Origin of the sequence: Pseudomonas sp. S10E 269 (genome assembly GCF_002798465.1) — a bacterium.
Classification (GTDB): Bacteria; Pseudomonadota; Gammaproteobacteria; order Pseudomonadales; family Pseudomonadaceae; genus Aquipseudomonas; species Aquipseudomonas pergaminensis.
Map to the genome: position 1 here is coordinate 221,584 of NZ_PHIJ01000001.1, position 17,704 is coordinate 239,287.

A 17,704-nucleotide genomic window follows, 5' to 3' on the forward strand; every position below is an offset into this window, starting at 1 on the left:
AGCCGGCTTGCCGGCGCCTACAGGATTGCGCCGGGTCGGCCGGACTCGTTCACAAATGATTTCAAGGTCGAAACGGTCGCCGCAGGGTCGCGCGGATCGGTAATCACACGAAAGTGCGTCAGCATCTTCTGCGCCTCCACTTCCACCGACACATACCCGCGCTGGCGACTGTCGAAGAACTTCACATGGGGATTGAGCGGCAGAATCTTGCTGAACGCCTCAAAGGGCGGCCCATCAGACGTCACCGACGTGCCGACGAACTCGGTGGCAACCACCGGCGAGTCCGGGTTGCTGGCATCCGCATGCAAGTCCGTCACCCAGAACGAATGGATATCGCCACCCCAGAACACCGGGTTCTGGACACGATGGCGCTCGATGGACGCCAGCATCCGTGAGCGGTTGGCCATGTAGCCATCCCAGCCATCGGTCCAGCGTCCCGGCTTGTGATTGGTCAGGTCGCGCTGGGTCAGCGGCGCGACCAGCAGGTCCTGAGCGATGATGTTCCACTGCGCCTTCGACTGGGCAAAGCCCTGATCCAGCCAGGCTTCCTGTTGCCAACCGAGCATCGTACGACCGGGGTCGCGCAAATCGTGGCAAAGGTTGTCGGCGATATGCCCTTGGTGACTGCCAGTGGCCAAGATGCAGGGTTGTTCGGAGCGATACTGTCGGCCGTCCAGCACATGGAAACGGGCCAACCGCCCGTAGTCCAGGCGCCGATAAATGCGCATGTCCGCGCCTTTGGGCAGGCTGCTGGCACGCAGCGGCATGTGTTCGTAGTAAGCCTGGTAGGCCGCCGCCCGCTGCTGCAAGAATTGCCCGACCGGGATCTTCGGGTCCTGGGACCAGCGGTTGGCGTAGTCATTCTGCACTTCGTGATCGTCCCAGGTCACGACGCTGGGCGCTGCGGCGTGCAGGGCCTGTAGATCCGGGTCGGTTCTGTACAAGGCATAGCGGTTGCGGTAGTCACTCAAGCTCACCGCATTGCCGCTGCCATGGGGGCGAATGATTTTGCCCGAGTCCGCCGCGTAGGAACTGTCGTAGATGTAGTCGCCGAGAAAGAACACCAGGTCGGGCTGTTCTTGCGCCAAGTGGCGATAGGCACTGAAATAGCCACGTTCCCAATGCGAGCACGAGACAAACCCCAAGCGGGCCGACGTCATGGCATGCAACGCCGGCGCCGTGCGCGATTGCCCCACCGGGCTTTGCGCGCCGAGCCCTTCGAACTGATACCAATACGGCCTGCCCGGCTCCAGTCCCGCCACCTCCACATGCACCGAGTGCGCCCAGCGCTCGCTGGCCATCACCTCGCCCTGGCGCACCACGCGAGTCATCGCCGCATCGCTGGCAACCCGCCAACGCACCGGCACTGAACGGCTCAAGCCACCACGACCGTCCGCGGCATTGAACAGCGGCGCCAGGCGCGTCCAGATCACAAACCCATCCGGCAGCGGATCCCCGGAGGCCACGCCCAGGGTGAACGGATACTCCACCCCGGCACTGCGGGCAAACGGGCTGAGGATCGAAAAGGTGGTAGCGACCGCCAGCCCGGCAAGTACCCGGCGCCGGCCATGATCCACCTCGCCCCTCACAGCCGGTACTCCCAATCCTCACGCAGGGTGGCGAACACCAGCAGGTCTTCATGCACGCCGTTCTTGAAGAACGCCCCGCGCCTGCAGCCTTCGTATTGCAGGCCGATTTTCTCCATGACCCGCGCCGATTCCTTGTTGCGGCTGAAGCACTGGCTGCCCACGCGATGCAGGCCGAGTTCGGCAAAGCCGTAGTCCATCAACGCGGTCGCGGCTTCGGTGGCATACCCCAGGTTGCGCGCGTCCGCCGCCGCCCAGCCGCCTAGGTGCCCATAGTGATGATCTGCATGGATGCGCAAGCTGGCAACACCGATCAACTCGCCGGTGTCACGCACATGCACGCCAAGGCTCAACAGCCCCGTCGAGCGATATTTCTCCTGCATGCCGTCGATAAAATCCTGCGCCGTTTCCAGGGTGTAGGGCGATGGAATACTGGCGGTGTTGTCGGCGATCTTCGGGCCGTTGGCGAGGGCGCACAACCTGTCGGCCTGGTGTTTTTCCAGGGCGCGCATTAACAGTCGCGGGGTGGACAACTGTGGCAGTTCACTACTCATTTCCGGGGGCCCTCGATGTAAAGTTTTTGAGAATGCCCCTGCCGCATGTCAATTCTGTTACGTCACAAAAATGACTTGCGATTCACCTGTAAGACGCGTCCTAGAGCCCTCAAAACGTCAATTAAAGTTAACCAATCGGTCATTTTTGGTTGTTAGCGTGTCGCCCCTAATTCAATAACGGGGTAACGGAATGAGAACCTGGGACGAACCGAAAAAACGCAAGGCGCACATCGAACTGATCCCGATGATCGACGTGATGATGTTCCTCCTGGTGTTTTTCGTACTCGTGAGCCTGAACGTGATTCCGGCCCTCGGCATGAAGACCCAACTGCCGAGTGCCAGCAGTTCGCAGCAGCTCAAGCCACAGAACAAATTCATCCTCACCTTGGGTCTCGAAGGCCAACTGCAGTTGGATGGCAAGGACCTGACAGTCGATGCGCTGGTACCGGCGTTGAAGGCTGCCGAGAAGCCCGACACCAAGTCGACCATCATCGTTAACAGCGACAAAGGCGTAGAGGTTTCGCGCCTGGTCGAGGTGATGGACACCCTGCGCCTGGGTGGCTTTACCTCCGTGTCCATCGCCACGCGTAAGTCCTGATCATGTACGTCCTGTTTCGTGCGCGTCAGCTGCTCGGCAGTGTGCCGGCCCTGATCGCCCTGGTGCTGATTGCACTGGGTATCCAGTCCCAGACGTTGAAGGTCGAGCCGGTGTATGACGAGTCGGCGGTCGAGTTGGCGCTGGTCGAGCCAGAGCCGCAAGTGATCCCGGAGCCGGTGGTGGAACAAGAGCCGCCACCGCCGGTGATCGAGGATGAAGAGGCCGAGCCGGCCCCGCCACCGCCGCCACCTAAACCCTTGCCGAAACCCAAGCCTGAGCCCAAGCCAAAACCTGTGCCCAAGCCAGTGGTCGCCAAGCCAACGCCCGCCCCGACACCACCACCGGTCGCCGCCAAACCGGCACCCGCGCCCGTTGCCCAGGCGGCGCCAACGCCGGCGCCGCCGGCCCCCCCCAAAGTCGACGGCCAAGCGTTGGAAGGCGGTTACCTCAAGGGTTTGCGCAATGAGTTGGACACCTACAAGCAATACCCCACCGGCCGCCAGGCCTCCCTCGAACGCCCGACCGGCGAAGTGGTGATCTGGTTGCTGGTAGACCGCCAGGGTCGGGTTCTCGACTCCGGCTTGCAGACCCAGGCCTCGAGCATGTTGCTCAACCGGGCCGCCACCAACAGCTTGCGCCGTATCAAGCAGGTCAAGCCGTTCCCCGAGCAAGCCTTCGGGGGGCGCAATGAGCAGCGCTTCACCGCCACCTTCAACTACAGCGTGCAATAAGCACCCGACACCAGGACGACAGTGATGAGGTTCACACGGATTCATCTGGCACTCGTTGCCGCAAGCATGGGCCATGGCATGGTTATGGCCGACACCAGCGACAGCGACGTCGGGACCATTGGGGTCCAGGGCAAGGCCACGGCAGGTGGCGGCTACATGGTGCAGGAAGAAAGCATCAAGGGCCGCTCCACCGTGACCAAGGAGGCGCTGGATAAACAGACCGCCACCGGTAACGCCGTGGACAAGCTCAAATACACCCCGGGCTTGAACATCTCCAGCGAAGACGCCACCGGCCTGTCGGGCTTTCGCTTCACCATGCGCGGCCTCAACTCCGACCAGGTGGGCATGTCGGTTGACGGCATGCCGATCAACGACTCCGGCAATTACGCGCTGTACTCCAACCTGCTGGGCGACCCGGAAAATATCGAGCAGATCTTCGTCACCCAGGGCTCGGCGGAAGCCGACGGCCCGCACATCGGTTCCAGCGGCGGCAACATCGGCATCGTGACCATTCGCCCGACCAAGGAAACCGGCGCGTTCGTCAAACAGATCATGGGCAGCAACGCCACGCGCAAAACCTTTGCCCGCCTCAACACCGGCGAGATCAATGGCCTGAGCAACTGGTTGTCGGCGTCCCATACCGAAGGCCAGATGTGGCGCGGTTCGGGCGCCGTGCGCGCGGACAAAGTCGAGTGGAACAGCTTCTTCGACGCTGGCGATGGCAACACCGCCAACCTGATCCTCAAGTACCACGAGCAGGACAACAACAGTTACAGCCAATTGACCAAGGCCCAGTACCAGCAGAACGGCCGCAAGTACGACCCCTACCCGGCCACGCCTACGGTGGGCAGCAACGGCAAGTACAACAGCTATTACGCCCTGGCGCAGAACCCCTTCCAGACCTTCACCGCCGTGCTCAACACCCAGTTCAAGCTGGCAGACAACCTCGCACTGTCGGTGATCCCGTATTACTACTGGGGTAACGGCAGCGGTGTCGGTTCGTCCAGCTATGCACTGAACCGTGGCTCGAACCAGGGCGGTGTATTTGACCTGGGCAACCTGCCTACCGGCGCCCAGTACAATGCCGATGGCACCCCGAACAGCGGCGTGTACTACCGCCCTTCGCGCACACAGACCTGGCGTCCGGGCATCACCACCAAGTTGAACTGGGACCTGGGCGATCACAGCGTGCAAGTGGGCTACTGGTACGAGCGCGCACGCCAAAGCCAGACCCAACCGTTCATTCCGCTCAAGGCCAGCGGCAAACCGGTCGACACCTGGCCGGACTCCAACGACGCCGTGGTCGATGCCAATGGCAACACCATCCAGGGCCGCGACCGCTTTACCGTCACCCCAGCGCAAAAGGTCTGGGCCCAGGACACTTGGTACATCAACCCGGACTGGACCCTGGTGGCGGGCCTGGCCTACATGAACGTCAAGCGTGACGGCACCAACCACGGCAGCCTCACCGAGCAGGCGGAAAAACGTAACCAGACCTACAACAAACTGCTGCCCAACGTCGGCCTCAAATACCAGTTGGATGAGCGCGACCAGTTGTTCTACAGCCTGTCGCGCAACATGCGCATCCCGCAGAACTACGTGCTGTACGACAAGGGCGCCGGCTCTATCGACGCCAAGCCGGAAACCAGCTGGAACCACGAACTGGGCTGGCGCTACACCGATGACGACATGACCGTAGCCGCCACCTTGTTCTACATGCAGTTCAAGGACCGCCAGGTGTCGTCGCGCGACATCAACGGTGACTTCGCCGACATCAACGCCGGGTCCGTCAACAACAGCGGCCTGGAACTGGAGTGGAGCGGCCTGCTGCCCAACCACTTCAACTACTACACCTCCTACACCTACACCAAGGCCGAACAGCAGGACGACCTGACCGTCTACAACGCCGGCCAAGCCATCCTCTTGCCCACCAGCGGCAAGCAGTTCGCCAACGTGCCGAAGAACATGCTGGCCGCCAACATCGGCTACGACGACGGCCGCTTCTACGGCACCTTCGGCGGCAAGTACACCAGCAAGCTCTACGGCGACCTGACCAACGACGAAGCCATTTCCGGGCGCACCGTGTTCAACGCCGGCGCCGGTATCTACCTGCCGGTGGACAAGAAGGTGGTCAAGGACGCGACCCTGCGCCTGAACGTCGACAACCTGTTCGACAAGAAGTACCTGGACGGCGTGTACACCACCAAGACCAACGCGGCCACCTACGGCGGGTTCCGCGACGGCGACCCGGCCTACATCGTGGGCCTGGAACGCACCGTGACGGTCTCTCTGGAAGCCAACTTCTAATTGCGAGGTAATTGAACATGGACATGAACCTGCTCCACGACATCACCTTTTATGTGATGTATGCCGCGATGGCCATCGCGATCTTTATCACCATCGAGCGCGGTATCTACTTCGCTTACGTACGCCGCCAGGCCCGCGCGCTGACCGAGGTGCTCGGCGCCCACGTACACAGCGAGCGCGACCTGCCCGAAAGCTTGACGCGCCGTGACAGCCTGCCGCTGAACATGGTGCTGCCGGTCCTGGCACAGAAAGCGTCGCAAGGGTCGCGCAAGGACCTGGATGACGTCATCGAAACCCAGTACCTGACCACCCGCGCACCGCTGGCCCGCAGCCTGTGGATCATCGAAACGATCACCACCGCCGCGCCGCTGTTGGGCTTGCTGGGCACCATCCTCGGCATCATCGACACCTTCAAGGCGCTGGCCACGGCCGGTGTGTCCGACCCAGGGCAGATTTCTGGTGGCATCGGCACGGCGTTGTTCGCCACCGGCCTGGGGATCGCCATCGCGCTGTTCTGCGTGGTGTTCCATAACTTCTTCCAGGACAGCCTGGAGCGCATCAACGATCAGCTGAAAATCCTGCTGATCCGCGCCGCCACCGGTGCCCGCGTGCAGAGTGAACTGCCGCACCTGGTGCCAACGCCGCTGCATAGCCGCACGGCGTAAACGTTCAAGCGGGCGCGCAATGCGCCCGCTTTCTTTTGTGATGGGAATCCCTATGTCTGTTTCCTTGAAATTGCGCATCGCAGGCTTGGCCGGCTTGCTGATAAGTCCGCTGGCCCAGGCGGACTTTTCGATTCCGGGGTTTGAATTGGTGCACACCGTGCCAGTGGACACCGCCCTCGGCACCGACGACTTGCGCCAGCCCGGCCCAGTGTGGAGCGAGCTGTTTGACGGCGCAAAAAGCCGTATCGATATCGGCCAGTTCTACGCTGCCGATCACCCAGGCTCGGTGATGGACGGCGTGATCGAACGCCTGGAAGCCGCCGGTAAGCGCGGTGTGAAAATTCGCTTTTTGCTGGAAGAAAAAGGCATCAAGTTGTCGGAAGCGTCCACCCTTGAACGCCTGCGGGCGATCCCCAACCTGACCTTTCGTGTGCTGCCCTACGCGCGCGTGAGCGGTGGAATCATCCACGCCAAATACCTGGTGGTGGATGGCAAGCAGGCCTTTGTCGGCAGCCAGAATTTCGACTGGCGCTCCCTGGAACACATCCACGAAACCGGGCTGCTCATCACCAACTCGACCGTGGTGAGCCAGGTGCAGGCGATCTTCGAGCAGGATTGGAAAGCCCAGCAGGCCTTGACCGACAACCAACCGGTGCCGCTGCCTGCCACGAGCAACGAACCACCGCGCACCGGCAACTACCTGGTCGCTAGCCCGCAACGCTACAACCCACCGGGCGTAGGCGATTCACAGCTGGAACTGCCGCGTTTACTGAGCGAAGCAAAACACGAAGTGCGCGTGCAACTGCTGGACTACGCCCCCCTGTCCTACGGACCGGACAAGACCCGCCCGTACTACGCGGTGATCGACAATGCCGTCCGTGCGGCGGCGGCACGTGGGGTGTCGATCAAGCTGATGGTGTCCAACTGGAATACCGACACGCTGGAACTGCCCTACCTCAAAAGCTTGGCGGTACTGCCTAACGTCCAGATCAAAATCGTCACCCTCCCCGAGGCCAAGCAAGGTTTTATCCCGTATGCGCGAGTAATCCACAGCAAGACCATGGAGATCGACGGACAGGTTGCCTGGATCGGCACCAGCAACTGGCTGGGCGGGTATCTGGATAATTCGCGCAATCTGGAAGTGGTGATGCGCAGCGAAGCGATGGCCAAGCGTGTCGGGGCATTGCATGAGCAGTTGTGGGATGGGCCCTACGCTAGAGCCTTGAACGTTACCGAGGAGTACCCCGAACCCCACCCTGGCCAGCATTGACCAGAGGCACCTGAGTAGTGGTAGTGTGTGGAAATGTTTCTGACAGTTCGATCAGAAACGTCCTACTCACTACCTGCAAAGGAATGCGTCTTTCCATGCACTTTCCACTCAAGCAACTGGCCGCTGCCACCCTGTTCGCGGCGAGCCTTTCGGCCATCACCAGCCCCGCTTTCGCCAACATCACTCCAGACCAAAGCACAGCGATTCTGAAGCATTTCAACGAAACCTCCGTCACCGATTTCCATGGTTTCCTCGGCACCCTGGCCAAGGGCGACCTGGGCAAGACCAGTGACGTGGGCCCGGCGATCAGTGCGTTTCTTGATAACAAAACCTTGAGCGCGGATCAGCAGAACGAGATCAATCGCCTGCTCGGCCTCTACACCCGTGTGAAATACGGCAAGGCCGCCACCGAAACCCTGCGCGAGCTGGTGGAAATCCCGACCTTTAACGTCGATGGTGTGCCGCAGTACAAGAACCCGGAATTCATCAAGATCGCCGGCAAGATCCAGGACCTGGCCAAGGCCTTTAACCTGAACTTCCGCAACATTGATAACCGTGTGTACGAAATTTCCCTGGAAGGCAGCGGCGATGAAGTCGTCGGCATCCACGCCCACGCCGATGTGGTGCCGGTGACGCCGGAGAATTGGGTGCTGAAAGACGGCACCAAGCTCGACCCGTTCAAAGTCACGCTGATCGGCGACCGCATGTATGGCCGTGGCACCGAGGATGACAAGAACGGCATCGTGGTCGCCATGTACGCCATGAAAGTGATCAAGGAAGAGAAGCTGCCGCTGGCGCGCAACTTCAAGCTGCTGGTGGACACCACCGAAGAAACTTCCGGCGACGCGATCCCCTACTACTTCGAAAAGAATCCGACACCGCAATACAACCTGGCACTGGACGGTGGCTACCCGGTGGTGATTGCCGAAAAAGGCTACGGCACGGTGATGGCGACGTTCCCGCGTCGCAAGGGTGAAGGCAAAGGCGCGGAAATCATCTCGATGACCGGCGGCATGGCCACCAACCAGATTCCGTCGGCGTCGGTGGCGACGTTTGTCACCGACAAGCCAGCCGAATTGGCCGCCAGCCTGCAAAAAGCCGGCACTGAATACGCCAAGAACAACGGTGGCGATTTTGAAGTGGCCGCCAAGGTCGACGGCAAAAACGTCAAGCTGACGGTCACCGGCGTGTCCGCTCACTCGTCCGAGCCGGAGTCTGGGGTCAACCCGGTCGCGCGCATGCTGGAGCTGATCCACAGCGTCGACGGCAAAATCGCCCTCAAGCACAACCACATCACTGACGCCGCGCGTTATGCGTCCGACAACTGGGGCCTGGATTACCTGGGCGGCAAGTTGGGCGTGGGCTTCTCCGATGAGTTCATGGGGCCGCTGACCACCTCGCTGACCTTTGTCGGCCTGGATGACAAAGCCTTCAAGCTGGCGGTGAACCTGCGGGTGCCAAAGGGCAAGTCGCCGGAGAAACTCAAGGCCGAGATTGCCGACAAACTGAGCGCCTGGGACAAGCAATCCAAGGTCAAGGTGGACTTCACCTACTCGGTCGCAGAGCCGATGTACCGTAACCCTGAAGGCGAATGGGTCAAGGCCCTGCTCGCAGTGTCCACCGAAAACCTGGGTATGGAGCACAAGTTCGGCACCTCGGCCGGCGCGACCTCCGTGCATGAACTGCCCAACGGCGTGCAATTCGGCCTGGCGCGTCCGGAAGTGAAGTACACCGGGCACACCGACAACGAGTTCAAGACCGTCGACCAGTTCCTGCTGGACCTGCAGATCGTCACCGAGATGATGGGCCGTATCGGCCAGTTGCCGAAGCTCTGACCCTCAAGCGCTGACGCAAGCGAGCCCGCCGCAACGGCGGGCTCTTCAGGCCTGCAGCATCAACATATCCTCGAAAAAACCACCGACCGGTTCCGTGGGATGGCACAGCTGGATTTCCAGGACCCAGGCCATTTCGCTCGGCGGGATCTCCAGGTCCGCCAGCACCTTGCTCTCGAACAACGCGTGGGGGAAATCCGCAAGGCGGTGCCCTGCAAGGTTACGCGCCAGCCTCCAGCCTTTTGCCACGGCGCTCTGTTCGGCAAAGTCATACAGTTCGCGACCGGTGAGGCCGCGCAACCAGGCTTCGCGAGTTTCGTCGAACACCTCATGCAGTGCGGTCCTGCACGCCAGGTGCAGCGGCGCGTCACCGAACACAAAGGTATCGCCGTAGTCGCCTTCGTAACCGTCCCACACCGGGCCCAAATCAACCACGACGATATCGGTTGCGCGCAGCCTGCGCTGGCGGTCAATGCCTTCGCGCGGTGGGCGTACGGTGTCGTCGCCAAAGCGGATATACGTCGGGTGCCACGTGTGGGACGCGCCCATGGCCTGCAGTTGTTCGGCGGCCATGTCGAGGGCTTCGCCGGTGGTCATGCCAACCTTCAGGCGACTGGCGATCGCCGCCAGGGCGCGGATGGATTGGTCACGGGCCGCCAGCATGCCGTCAAACGAGTAGCGCGGGCCGACTTTTTCCCAGATCGGGTCAAACGCGGGTGACGGCGTTTGCGCGCCGGAGCGCCCACTCGGCACAAAGGCCTCGGCGACAAACCGGTGAGCCGGCAAACCTGCGTCGAGGCACTGCTCGCGGGCCTGGCGGATCATTGCGCCGTTACCACACGCGTACACCTGGGCGTGCTCCCAGGCATGCCCGTGACTCAACGCAACCTCCTGCACCCGGCCCTGCGACGCCAGCACCGGATGCCAGCAAAATCCCGGATGCTCGGCGCTCGCGTCAGCCAGGAAGGCACGGTCATAAAAGTCCGTCGGTTGCGCCCCGCCCCAGTACAGCGTGACCTCGATGTTGCGTGCCAATGCAGTCAGCAGTATCGGCTTGATGCCCGCATAACCGGTGCCGGTGGCGAACAGGACGACAGGACTGTCGTCCGTGTCCTGCCAGGTGCAGGCACCAAAAGGTCCTTCCAGTTGCACCAGATCGCCGGCTTCCAGGTCGCCCAGGATGGCCTCGGAAAACAGCCCGCCGCTGACCCGGCGAATCTGGAAGACCAGGCGCCCATCGTCTTCGGCCGGCAGGTTGGCGATCGAGAAACACCGCGAGTCACCGTCAACCAGTCGGAACTTGAGGTACTGGCCCGCCCGCACCGCCAATGGCCTATCCGGCATCACCACCAGCTCAACAATGTCGGGGGCCAGCGCGCGCTTGCTCACGACCTGTGCCTCGACCATCAGCACCGGCGTGTCCAGCGACCAGCCGGGGATTTCCAGGCGCATGTCGCCGCAGGCATGGCTCTGGCACAACAGCATTTCATTCGCCGCCAACGGATAGCACGGCGCGGGGGCACCTTGCGCCAGCTGCTTGGCCCGGTACTCGCCTTCTGCGACCACCACCTTGCATGATCCACAGGCACCGCGCCGGCAGGAAAACGGCACGGACAGGCCATTGGCGAGCATCGCATCGAGCAACAGCTCGTCACCGGCCTCAAAGGTTTTCCCCGAGGGGGACAGTTCGATGACATGACGTGTATTCATAACAACCTCGGGGTGAGTGAGGCTTGATTGTTGCGCTAGACTAGGCCCATTAAAACCTCCAGTTTTGGATACTTCAGATGGTCCAGATGCGAAAATGGCGCCCGCTGCTCAAGCTGGACGAAAGTGGCAGCCAGGCGTCCTACCGCAAGATTGCCGAAGGCCTGGTGACTGCAATCGTGGAAGGCCGTCTGCCGCCCGGCACCTTGCTGCCCGGCACGCGGGAAATGGCGCAGTTGCTCGACGTCAATCGCAAGACCGTGATCCTGGCCTACGAAGAAGCCCTGACCAAAGGCTGGCTGGTCAGCGAGCCGCGACGCGGGACCTTCGTCAATGCGCAGTTGACGCCCAAGCCATTGCCGAGTCGCGCGCAGCAGTCCTTCGCACCGCCCATCCTGGCGCAGGCGAACGCCCCGTATTTCACCCAGAACGCCCAGGTGACGGCCCTGCAGCATCGGCAGGGGGCGCTGTTTTTCGATAACGGCACCAGCGACCACCGTTTGCTGCCCCAAGCCGTCCTGCACCGCTATTACCGCAATGCCCTGCGCAACAGCTTTGCCTCCAACACCGTGCGCTATGGCAGTGAAGGCACCGGCTATGAGCTGCGCTGCGCCCTGGCCGAGATGCTGCGCAACAACCGTGGGCTCTCGGTCAGCGCCGAGAATATCTGCCTGACCCAAGGCACCCAGATATCGCTGTACCTGACCGCCAGCCTGCTGCTCAAGCCGGGCGATGTGGTACTGGTGGAGCGCCTGAGCTACCCGCCGGCATGGGAGATTTTTCGCAAGCTGGGCGCGCAACTGGTCACGGTGGACGTAGACGACGAAGGCTGTCGAACGGACCAGATCGACCGCCTGTGTCGCGAACATAACGTGCGGATGATCTATCTCACGCCGCATCACCAATTCCCTACCACCGTGAGCCTGCACGCAGCACGGCGGCAACAGCTGCTGGCATTGGCGGCGCAGCACGACTTCTGCATCATCGAAGAAGACTACGACCACGAATATCACTTTAACGGACGGCCCTACCTGCCCTTGGCCAGCGACCGCTCGCAACGCCATGTGATCTATGTCGGGTCGTTATCCAAGGCGCTCGGCTCAACGTTTCGCTGCAGTTATGTGGTCGCCCCCGCGCCGGTGGTTGAAGCCCTGCACAGCAACGCTGCATTGATGCTGGGGGACGCCGATGCAGTGGCGCAGAAGATGCTCGCGGACCTGATCAACAACGGCGAACTCAAGAAGCACCTGCGCCGGGTATCGAAGGAATACCGTGCACGCCGCGAAACCTTGCAGACATGCCTGCATGCGGCGTTTGGGGAGCGGATCAGCGTGCGGGAGCCCGAAGGCGGGCTGGCGCTGTGGGTGCGGTTCGACGATCAGATAAACGTCGACCAGATGGTGGCAACCGCCGTGGACCATGGGCTGGTCGTGCGCAGTGGCCGGCAATTTTCGCCGCTGGACCAGCCAGAAAATGCGCTGCGCCTGGGCTTCGCCTCACTCAACCAGGACGAGATCCGCGAGGCTACGTTACGCCTGACCAACGCGGCGAACGCGCACGCACACGCGCAAAAAAATGCCGATCATCACTGATCGGCATTCGGTCAAAGCGGCAGCAGGAAGCGGGATTTCTCTTCGGCCCGGGCAAGCTCCGGGAATTCCAGCAGCAACGCCCGGTTGCCCCGGCCAATATGCTCCATCACCGCCCGCGTGATGTACTCACGCACCATGCCCGTCGAGACGTAATACATGGCCCAGGCTTGTTCGGGCGTACAGTGGCCGATCTGCTCTTCGATTTCCTTGTACGCACTGTCATCGTTCGACTTCACGTCACGCTGATAATAGCCTTGGCCCATGATGGATCTCCTTGACTGGAACGTCTGCGACAGCTGCATAGCCAACCGCTGGACATGCCTATTCATTCACTCGATCACGTCCCACTCTTCACCTTGGTCCACACACGCGTGCGGATCCGCTCCAACTTCAAGGGCAGCGGCTCAAGGGGCACCAAGGTGGCGATGGTCTCTTTGGACGGATAGATCCAGGGGTTGTCGCGCAACCTCTGCTCGACCAACTCGGTGGCATCCTTGTTGGCGTTGGGGTACAGCGTGTGGTTGGAGCTCTTGGCTATGACGTGCGGGTCGAGCATGTAGTTGATAAACGCCAGGCCTTGCCGGGCATGGGGCGCATCCTTGAGCAGCACGAAGTTTTCCGACCACACCAGCCCACCTTCACGCGGCAGGCTGTAGGCGATCTTGCGGCCGGTTTTGTTTTTCTCATTGATGGCCTGCGCCGTCAGCGCCCCGCTCGCCCAGCCCACCACCACACAAATATTGCCGTCGGCAAAGTCAGCATCCGTTCTGGATGAATCGAAATAGAGCACGTAAGGGCGGATCTTCAGCAACAACGCCTGGGCTTTCTGGTAGTCCTCAGGGTTCTGGCTGTTGCTCGGCAGCCCGAGGTAATGCAAGGCGATCGAAATGATTTCACTCGGGGAGTCGAGCATCGCCACGCCACACGACTTGAGCTTGCTGATGTTCTCTTCCTTGAAGATCAGGTCCCAGCTGTCCACCGGGGCATCGTCGCCCAGGGCGGCCTTGACCTTGTCCACGTCATAACCAATGCCGGTGGTGCCCCACAAATACGGCACGGCATACCGGTTACCCGGATCGTTGGCGGACAGCAGCGCCAGCATTTCGGGATCGATGTGCGAGAAATTACTCAGTTGGGAGCGGTCCAACGGTGCAAGCACGCCGGCCTGGATCAGGCTGGGCAAGACATTCGAGGTGGCGACGACGACGTCATACCCGGTGCGTCCGGCCATGACCTTGCTCTGCATGATCTCGGCGCTGTCGAAGGCATCCAGGTGCATCCGGGTACCGGTTTTCTGCTCGAATTCCTTCGGCGTTTCCGGCGCGATCAGCCCGAACCAGTTATACAGGTTGACCCGTGATTCGGCCGCCGAAACCGGCGCACTGACACATAGGCAGACCAACACAGACATAAAAATGCCGCGCAAATGGGGTTGACTCATATAGCTATCCTTGTCAAAAACGACAGGCCATCATGGCCTTCATCCATTGGGGGGTGAATATACTCGGCACGTCCGATTAGTAAATACCTATAAGTACTTAGCCCCGTTCAACGCATCACTAACCCTAAAGGGGTAGTAAATGTCGCTCGACCTTCACAACCTGGCCTGGCATCGGTCGGCCGGGACGCTGATCATGCAGCTCAACCGCCCGGCCTTCTGGAGCTCGCTGGTTCGCGTGTTAAAGGAATACGTGCAGATCGACAACTGGGTGGTGCTGATCTTCAGCGACCAACACGTGCGGGTCATCAGCATGACCGAAGTCGCCGATGCGGATGAAGTGGACGCGCTGACCCAGCGCTATGTAAAGGGGCTGTACCTACTGGACCCGTTTTACATCGCCAACCGAGAGCAGCCGCAGAGTGGTTTTTTTCACCTGTCCGACATTGCGCCGGAGCACTTCCTGACCACCGAGTACTACCACCAATATTTTGCCCAGTACGTCAGCGTGGATGAGGTGCAATACAACGTCCAGCTTGATGCCGACAGAACGTTGTGCATTTCATTGGGCAGCAACGTGCGCTACAGCCCACAGCAGATCACCACGCTGGACATCATCAAGCCCTGGGTGATGGCATTGATGCATCAACGCATGTGCTTTGAGAGCGATGCAGAAAAAAGCCAGGCCGAGCCGCCGCCCTGGTCAGAGGCCATCGTGCAATTGGGCGCACAAATCACTGTGCGGGAAAAAGATGTGCTCAGGTTGCTGTTGAGTGGTTTTTCCAACAAAGAAATCGCCGGCAAGCTGAACCTGTCGACGGAGACCATCAAAGTCCACCGTCGCAACCTCTACAACAAACTGAACATCAAGTCTCAATCCGAGCTGTTTGCGCGTTTTTTCATGCCCGGGCAGGAAGCCCTCACCGCGCACTGAACGGCGCCGCAGCAGGCCTGCGGCGTTTGCGCACAAATCACGCACACACAAAAACGCCGATCATCGCTGATCGGCGTTTTCATTGAATATGGAGCGGGAAACGAGACTCGAACTCGCGACCCCGACCTTGGCAAGGTCGTGCTCTACCAACTGAGCTATTCCCGCAAATGGCGTCCCCTAGGGGACTCGAACCCCTGTTACCGCCGTGAAAGGGCGGTGTCCTAGGCCACTAGACGAAGGGGACACACAACTGAAACACATGGTGTGTATTTCAGTGTCCAGAGATTAAATCCGAAGATTATGCCCTGGTTTCACTCAGTACCGCCCGAAGGCAATACTGCTTAAATTTGGAGCGGGAAACGAGACTCGAACTCGCGACCCCGACCTTGGCAAGGTCGTGCTCTACCAACTGAGCTATTCCCGCATATTGGCGTCCCCTAGGGGACTCGAACCCCTGTTACCGCCGTGAAAGGGCGGTGTCCTAGGCCACTAGACGAAGGGGACACACGTACAACATTCACTCCCTACCGCGTTTCGCTGTGTGCTTTACGCTGTAAGTGGCGCGCATTCTATGGATGGATTGAAAGGTCGTCAACCCCCAAGGATAAATTTATTTAAATCAATGACTTCGCCCTGCTTTCCGGGCCCTGGCGGGCATTCTGCCCGTCCGGCCCTTGACGCCTATATTCTGGCGCCCGACAAGACGCTATAGTTCGTTCCAGCAAATGATGGCAATGTGCATCCATGCAGGGAACGCCTTTCTATATAGAAGCAAAGTACCCGGGCAACTGGTCGATCAGTCCTATCCGCCGGATGGCCCAGTCACTACACTCCACTGTAAACCCTATAAAGAGGTCACACCGGTGACACCACTCATGATCACCCTGCTGGTAATAGCCGGGATCGCAATACTGATCGCCATTGGCTACATGAACCACGTGGTGGAAAACAACAAGCTGGAAAAGAAGCGCACCGAGATCGAACTCAACGATCGCCTGCGCCGCTGCGGTGAAATCACCGAGACCTTCCCCGGCCAGTTGATGACCCCGGCGCTCAAGCTGTTGCTGACTCGTCTGGAACTCAACGTCAACCAGCGCCTGTTGAACCTCAACAAAGGCAGCGCACCGATCAAGGCCCGCATTGCCGAGCTGAATACGCTGGTGGCCCAGGGTGAATCCATCCCGGTGAACAACCCACCCGCGCCGATCCAGACCGAAGCCAAGGCCAAGGACGTGCGCTTCCTGCTCGAAGCCCTGCATGGCCAAGTCACCCGCGCGGCCCAGGACGGTTTCCTGCCGGCCAACGAAGCCAAGCACTGGATCAGGGAAATCCGCCATATCCTGGTGTTGCTGCACATCGAATTCTTCAACAACCTCGGCCAGCACGCCCTGCAACAAGGCCAACCGGGTCAGGCACGCCTGGCCTTCGAACGTGGCGTGCAGTACCTGCGCAAACAGCCGGAGCCGGTGATCTACAGCGCACAACTGCAACAACTGGAAGCCCAACTGGCCCGCGCCAACTCCACCGTGCTGACCAACAGCAAACCGGCCGAAGACGAAGTCAACGAACTGACCGAAGGCCTCAAGGTGGTCGACGCCGACGCCGAGTGGAAGAAAAAAGTTATTTACGACTAATGATGCCCTCTCAGTGCATAGGTGCCTAACAACGCTGTAACCACCCCCCCCAAACCACGATGCGAAGCGAGTCGCTGTTGATCGTGATCTTGATCGTGATCTTGATCGTGATCTTGATCTTGATCTTGATCTTGATCTCGCTTTTGATCTTAGGCGCCCCGTCAAACACGCTGGCCGAAATTCGACAGGGATTTGGGGGGGAAACCGGCAGGGATGCCGGTTTAGCCGCCCCGCGCCATGGATGGCGCGTGGCGGCGGCCCCCCAAATACCTGTCGGATTACGGGCACACCGAGCCTAGGCGAGGTGCCGAGTGTTGGGGCAAGAGCGTTTTGCTTACTTTTGCGCTGTTCAAAAGTGAGCCGCCGTAAGGGCGGAACCCATAGCAGCCGTTACCCAAATAACGGATATGTACTCAATCTGATCCAACATCCAGGCCGGCTGTCAGGCCGCCATCGCAGGCAAGCCAGCTCCCACATTTTTGAATCGCGGGGTGACAGTTAGATTGTGGTCGGCTGTCAGGCCGTCTTCGCAGGCAAGCCAGCTCCCACATTTTTGAATCGCGGGGTGACAGTTAGATTGTGGTCGGCTGTCGGGCCGCCTGCGCAGGCAAGCCAGCTCCCACATTTTTGAATCGCGGGGTGACAGTTAGATTGTGGTCGGCTGTCAGGCCGCCTTCGCAGGCAAGCCAGCTCCCACATTTTTGAATCGCGGGGTGACAGTTAGATTGTGGTCGGCTGTCGGGCCGCCTTCGCAGGCAAGCCAGCTCCCACATTTTTGAATCGCGGGGTGACAGTTAGATTGTGGTCGGCTGTCGGGCCGCCTTCGCAGGCAAGCCAGCTCCTACAGTTTGGATCT

Annotated in this window: 14 protein-coding genes and 4 tRNA genes; 9 read left to right on the forward strand and 9 right to left on the reverse strand. The window is 60.5% G+C overall.

Features of this window, described 5'->3' with window-relative positions:
- Positions 1 to 17: 17 nt before the first annotated feature.
- Together CWC48_RS01075 and CWC48_RS01080 are read right to left on the reverse strand one after the other, a co-directional pair.
- Positions 18 to 1,589, reverse strand: a complete 1,572-nt coding sequence (locus CWC48_RS01075; protein WP_100491168.1) for an alkaline phosphatase — start codon at positions 1,587 to 1,589, stop codon at positions 18 to 20.
- Positions 1,586 to 2,140, reverse strand: a complete 555-nt coding sequence (locus tag CWC48_RS01080) for a GNAT family N-acetyltransferase (RefSeq protein ID WP_078047670.1) — start codon at positions 2,138 to 2,140, stop codon at positions 1,586 to 1,588. Before CWC48_RS01080 ends, CWC48_RS01075 begins: the two co-directional genes overlap by 4 nt.
- A 190-nt stretch (positions 2,141 to 2,330) precedes the next feature.
- Here CWC48_RS01080 and CWC48_RS01085 point away from each other — a divergent pair, with 190 nt between their 5' ends.
- The 6 genes from CWC48_RS01085 to CWC48_RS01110 all read left to right on the forward strand — a co-directional run bounded on the left by CWC48_RS01085 (position 2,331) and on the right by CWC48_RS01110 (position 9,546).
- Positions 2,331 to 2,738, forward strand: coding sequence for a biopolymer transporter ExbD (locus CWC48_RS01085; RefSeq protein WP_005786670.1), 408 nt, complete (start codon positions 2,331 to 2,333; stop codon positions 2,736 to 2,738).
- A 2-nt stretch (positions 2,739 to 2,740) separates the two neighbouring features.
- Positions 2,741 to 3,469, forward strand: coding sequence for an energy transducer TonB (locus CWC48_RS01090; RefSeq protein ID WP_100491169.1), 729 nt, complete (start codon positions 2,741 to 2,743; stop codon positions 3,467 to 3,469).
- A 24-nt stretch (positions 3,470 to 3,493) separates the two neighbouring features.
- Entirely contained in the window at positions 3,494 to 5,776 is a 2,283-nt protein-coding gene (locus tag CWC48_RS01095) for a TonB-dependent receptor (protein ID WP_078047668.1), read from the forward strand.
- Between the two features lie 17 nt (positions 5,777 to 5,793).
- On the forward strand, positions 5,794 to 6,441 hold the full coding sequence (locus CWC48_RS01100; protein WP_100491170.1) for a MotA/TolQ/ExbB proton channel family protein: 648 nt from the start codon (positions 5,794 to 5,796) through the stop codon (positions 6,439 to 6,441).
- A 52-nt stretch (positions 6,442 to 6,493) separates the two neighbouring features.
- Positions 6,494 to 7,711: a phospholipase D-like domain-containing protein gene (locus tag CWC48_RS01105; RefSeq protein ID WP_099490955.1), complete on the forward strand. Its 1,218-nt coding sequence runs from the start codon at positions 6,494 to 6,496 to the stop codon at positions 7,709 to 7,711.
- Between the two features lie 95 nt (positions 7,712 to 7,806).
- Complete coding sequence (locus CWC48_RS01110; protein ID WP_100491171.1) at positions 7,807 to 9,546, forward strand: dipeptidase; 1,740 nt, start codon at positions 7,807 to 7,809, stop codon at positions 9,544 to 9,546.
- Positions 9,547 to 9,591: 45 nt separating this feature from the next.
- Here CWC48_RS01110 and CWC48_RS01115 read toward each other — a convergent pair whose 3' ends face one another.
- Positions 9,592 to 11,253, reverse strand: a complete 1,662-nt coding sequence (locus tag CWC48_RS01115) for a M24 family metallopeptidase (RefSeq protein ID WP_100491172.1) — start codon at positions 11,251 to 11,253, stop codon at positions 9,592 to 9,594.
- 77 nt (positions 11,254 to 11,330) lie between these two features.
- Between CWC48_RS01115 and CWC48_RS01120 the strand changes: the two genes are divergently transcribed.
- Positions 11,331 to 12,842: a PLP-dependent aminotransferase family protein gene (locus tag CWC48_RS01120; protein ID WP_100491173.1), complete on the forward strand. Its 1,512-nt coding sequence runs from the start codon at positions 11,331 to 11,333 to the stop codon at positions 12,840 to 12,842.
- Between the two features lie 11 nt (positions 12,843 to 12,853).
- On the opposite strand, the gene CWC48_RS01125 is transcribed toward CWC48_RS01120, so the two are convergent.
- A complete protein-coding gene (locus tag CWC48_RS01125) occupies positions 12,854 to 13,105 on the reverse strand; it encodes a hypothetical protein (protein WP_078047662.1) in 252 nt (83 codons plus the stop codon).
- A 74-nt stretch (positions 13,106 to 13,179) separates the two neighbouring features.
- A complete protein-coding gene (locus CWC48_RS01130) occupies positions 13,180 to 14,253 on the reverse strand; it encodes a polyamine ABC transporter substrate-binding protein (protein ID WP_371857060.1) in 1,074 nt (357 codons plus the stop codon).
- A gap of 169 nt (positions 14,254 to 14,422) precedes the next feature.
- Between CWC48_RS01130 and CWC48_RS01135 the strand changes: the two genes are divergently transcribed.
- Positions 14,423 to 15,214 (forward strand): response regulator transcription factor, encoded by a 792-nt coding sequence (locus CWC48_RS01135; protein ID WP_078047660.1) that lies wholly within the window; start codon positions 14,423 to 14,425, stop codon positions 15,212 to 15,214.
- Between the two features lie 89 nt (positions 15,215 to 15,303).
- Here the strand turns inward: CWC48_RS01135 and CWC48_RS01140 are convergent.
- The 4 genes from CWC48_RS01140 to CWC48_RS01155 all read right to left on the reverse strand — a co-directional run bounded on the left by CWC48_RS01140 (position 15,304) and on the right by CWC48_RS01155 (position 15,718).
- Positions 15,304 to 15,379, reverse strand: a tRNA-Gly gene (locus CWC48_RS01140).
- A 3-nt stretch (positions 15,380 to 15,382) separates the two neighbouring features.
- Positions 15,383 to 15,458, reverse strand: a tRNA-Glu gene (locus tag CWC48_RS01145).
- A gap of 104 nt (positions 15,459 to 15,562) precedes the next feature.
- A tRNA-Gly gene (locus CWC48_RS01150) sits at positions 15,563 to 15,638 on the reverse strand.
- 4 nt (positions 15,639 to 15,642) lie between these two features.
- A tRNA-Glu gene (locus CWC48_RS01155) sits at positions 15,643 to 15,718 on the reverse strand.
- 359 nt (positions 15,719 to 16,077) lie between these two features.
- Here CWC48_RS01155 and CWC48_RS01160 point away from each other — a divergent pair.
- Entirely contained in the window at positions 16,078 to 16,848 is a 771-nt protein-coding gene (locus tag CWC48_RS01160; protein ID WP_099493402.1) for a hypothetical protein, read from the forward strand.
- Positions 16,849 to 17,704: the final 856 nt, after the last annotated feature.

Coding starts and splice junctions, on each gene's coding strand:
- CWC48_RS01130 (WP_371857060.1), bottom strand. CDS start 14,253: ATGTCTGTGTTGGTCTGCCTATGTGTCAGTGCGCCGGTTTCGGCGGCC.
- CWC48_RS01135 (WP_078047660.1), top strand. CDS start 14,423: ATGTCGCTCGACCTTCACAACCTGGCCTGGCATCGGTCGGCCGGGACG.
- CWC48_RS01120 (WP_100491173.1), top strand. CDS start 11,331: ATGGTCCAGATGCGAAAATGGCGCCCGCTGCTCAAGCTGGACGAAAGT.
- CWC48_RS01090 (WP_100491169.1), top strand. CDS start 2,741: ATGTACGTCCTGTTTCGTGCGCGTCAGCTGCTCGGCAGTGTGCCGGCC.
- CWC48_RS01085 (WP_005786670.1), top strand. CDS start 2,331: ATGAGAACCTGGGACGAACCGAAAAAACGCAAGGCGCACATCGAACTG.
- CWC48_RS01105 (WP_099490955.1), top strand. CDS start 6,494: ATGTCTGTTTCCTTGAAATTGCGCATCGCAGGCTTGGCCGGCTTGCTG.
- CWC48_RS01095 (WP_078047668.1), top strand. CDS start 3,494: ATGAGGTTCACACGGATTCATCTGGCACTCGTTGCCGCAAGCATGGGC.
- CWC48_RS01080 (WP_078047670.1), bottom strand. CDS start 2,140: ATGAGTAGTGAACTGCCACAGTTGTCCACCCCGCGACTGTTAATGCGC.
- CWC48_RS01115 (WP_100491172.1), bottom strand. CDS start 11,253: ATGAATACACGTCATGTCATCGAACTGTCCCCCTCGGGGAAAACCTTT.
- CWC48_RS01110 (WP_100491171.1), top strand. CDS start 7,807: ATGCACTTTCCACTCAAGCAACTGGCCGCTGCCACCCTGTTCGCGGCG.
- CWC48_RS01100 (WP_100491170.1), top strand. CDS start 5,794: ATGGACATGAACCTGCTCCACGACATCACCTTTTATGTGATGTATGCC.
- CWC48_RS01125 (WP_078047662.1), bottom strand. CDS start 13,105: ATGGGCCAAGGCTATTATCAGCGTGACGTGAAGTCGAACGATGACAGT.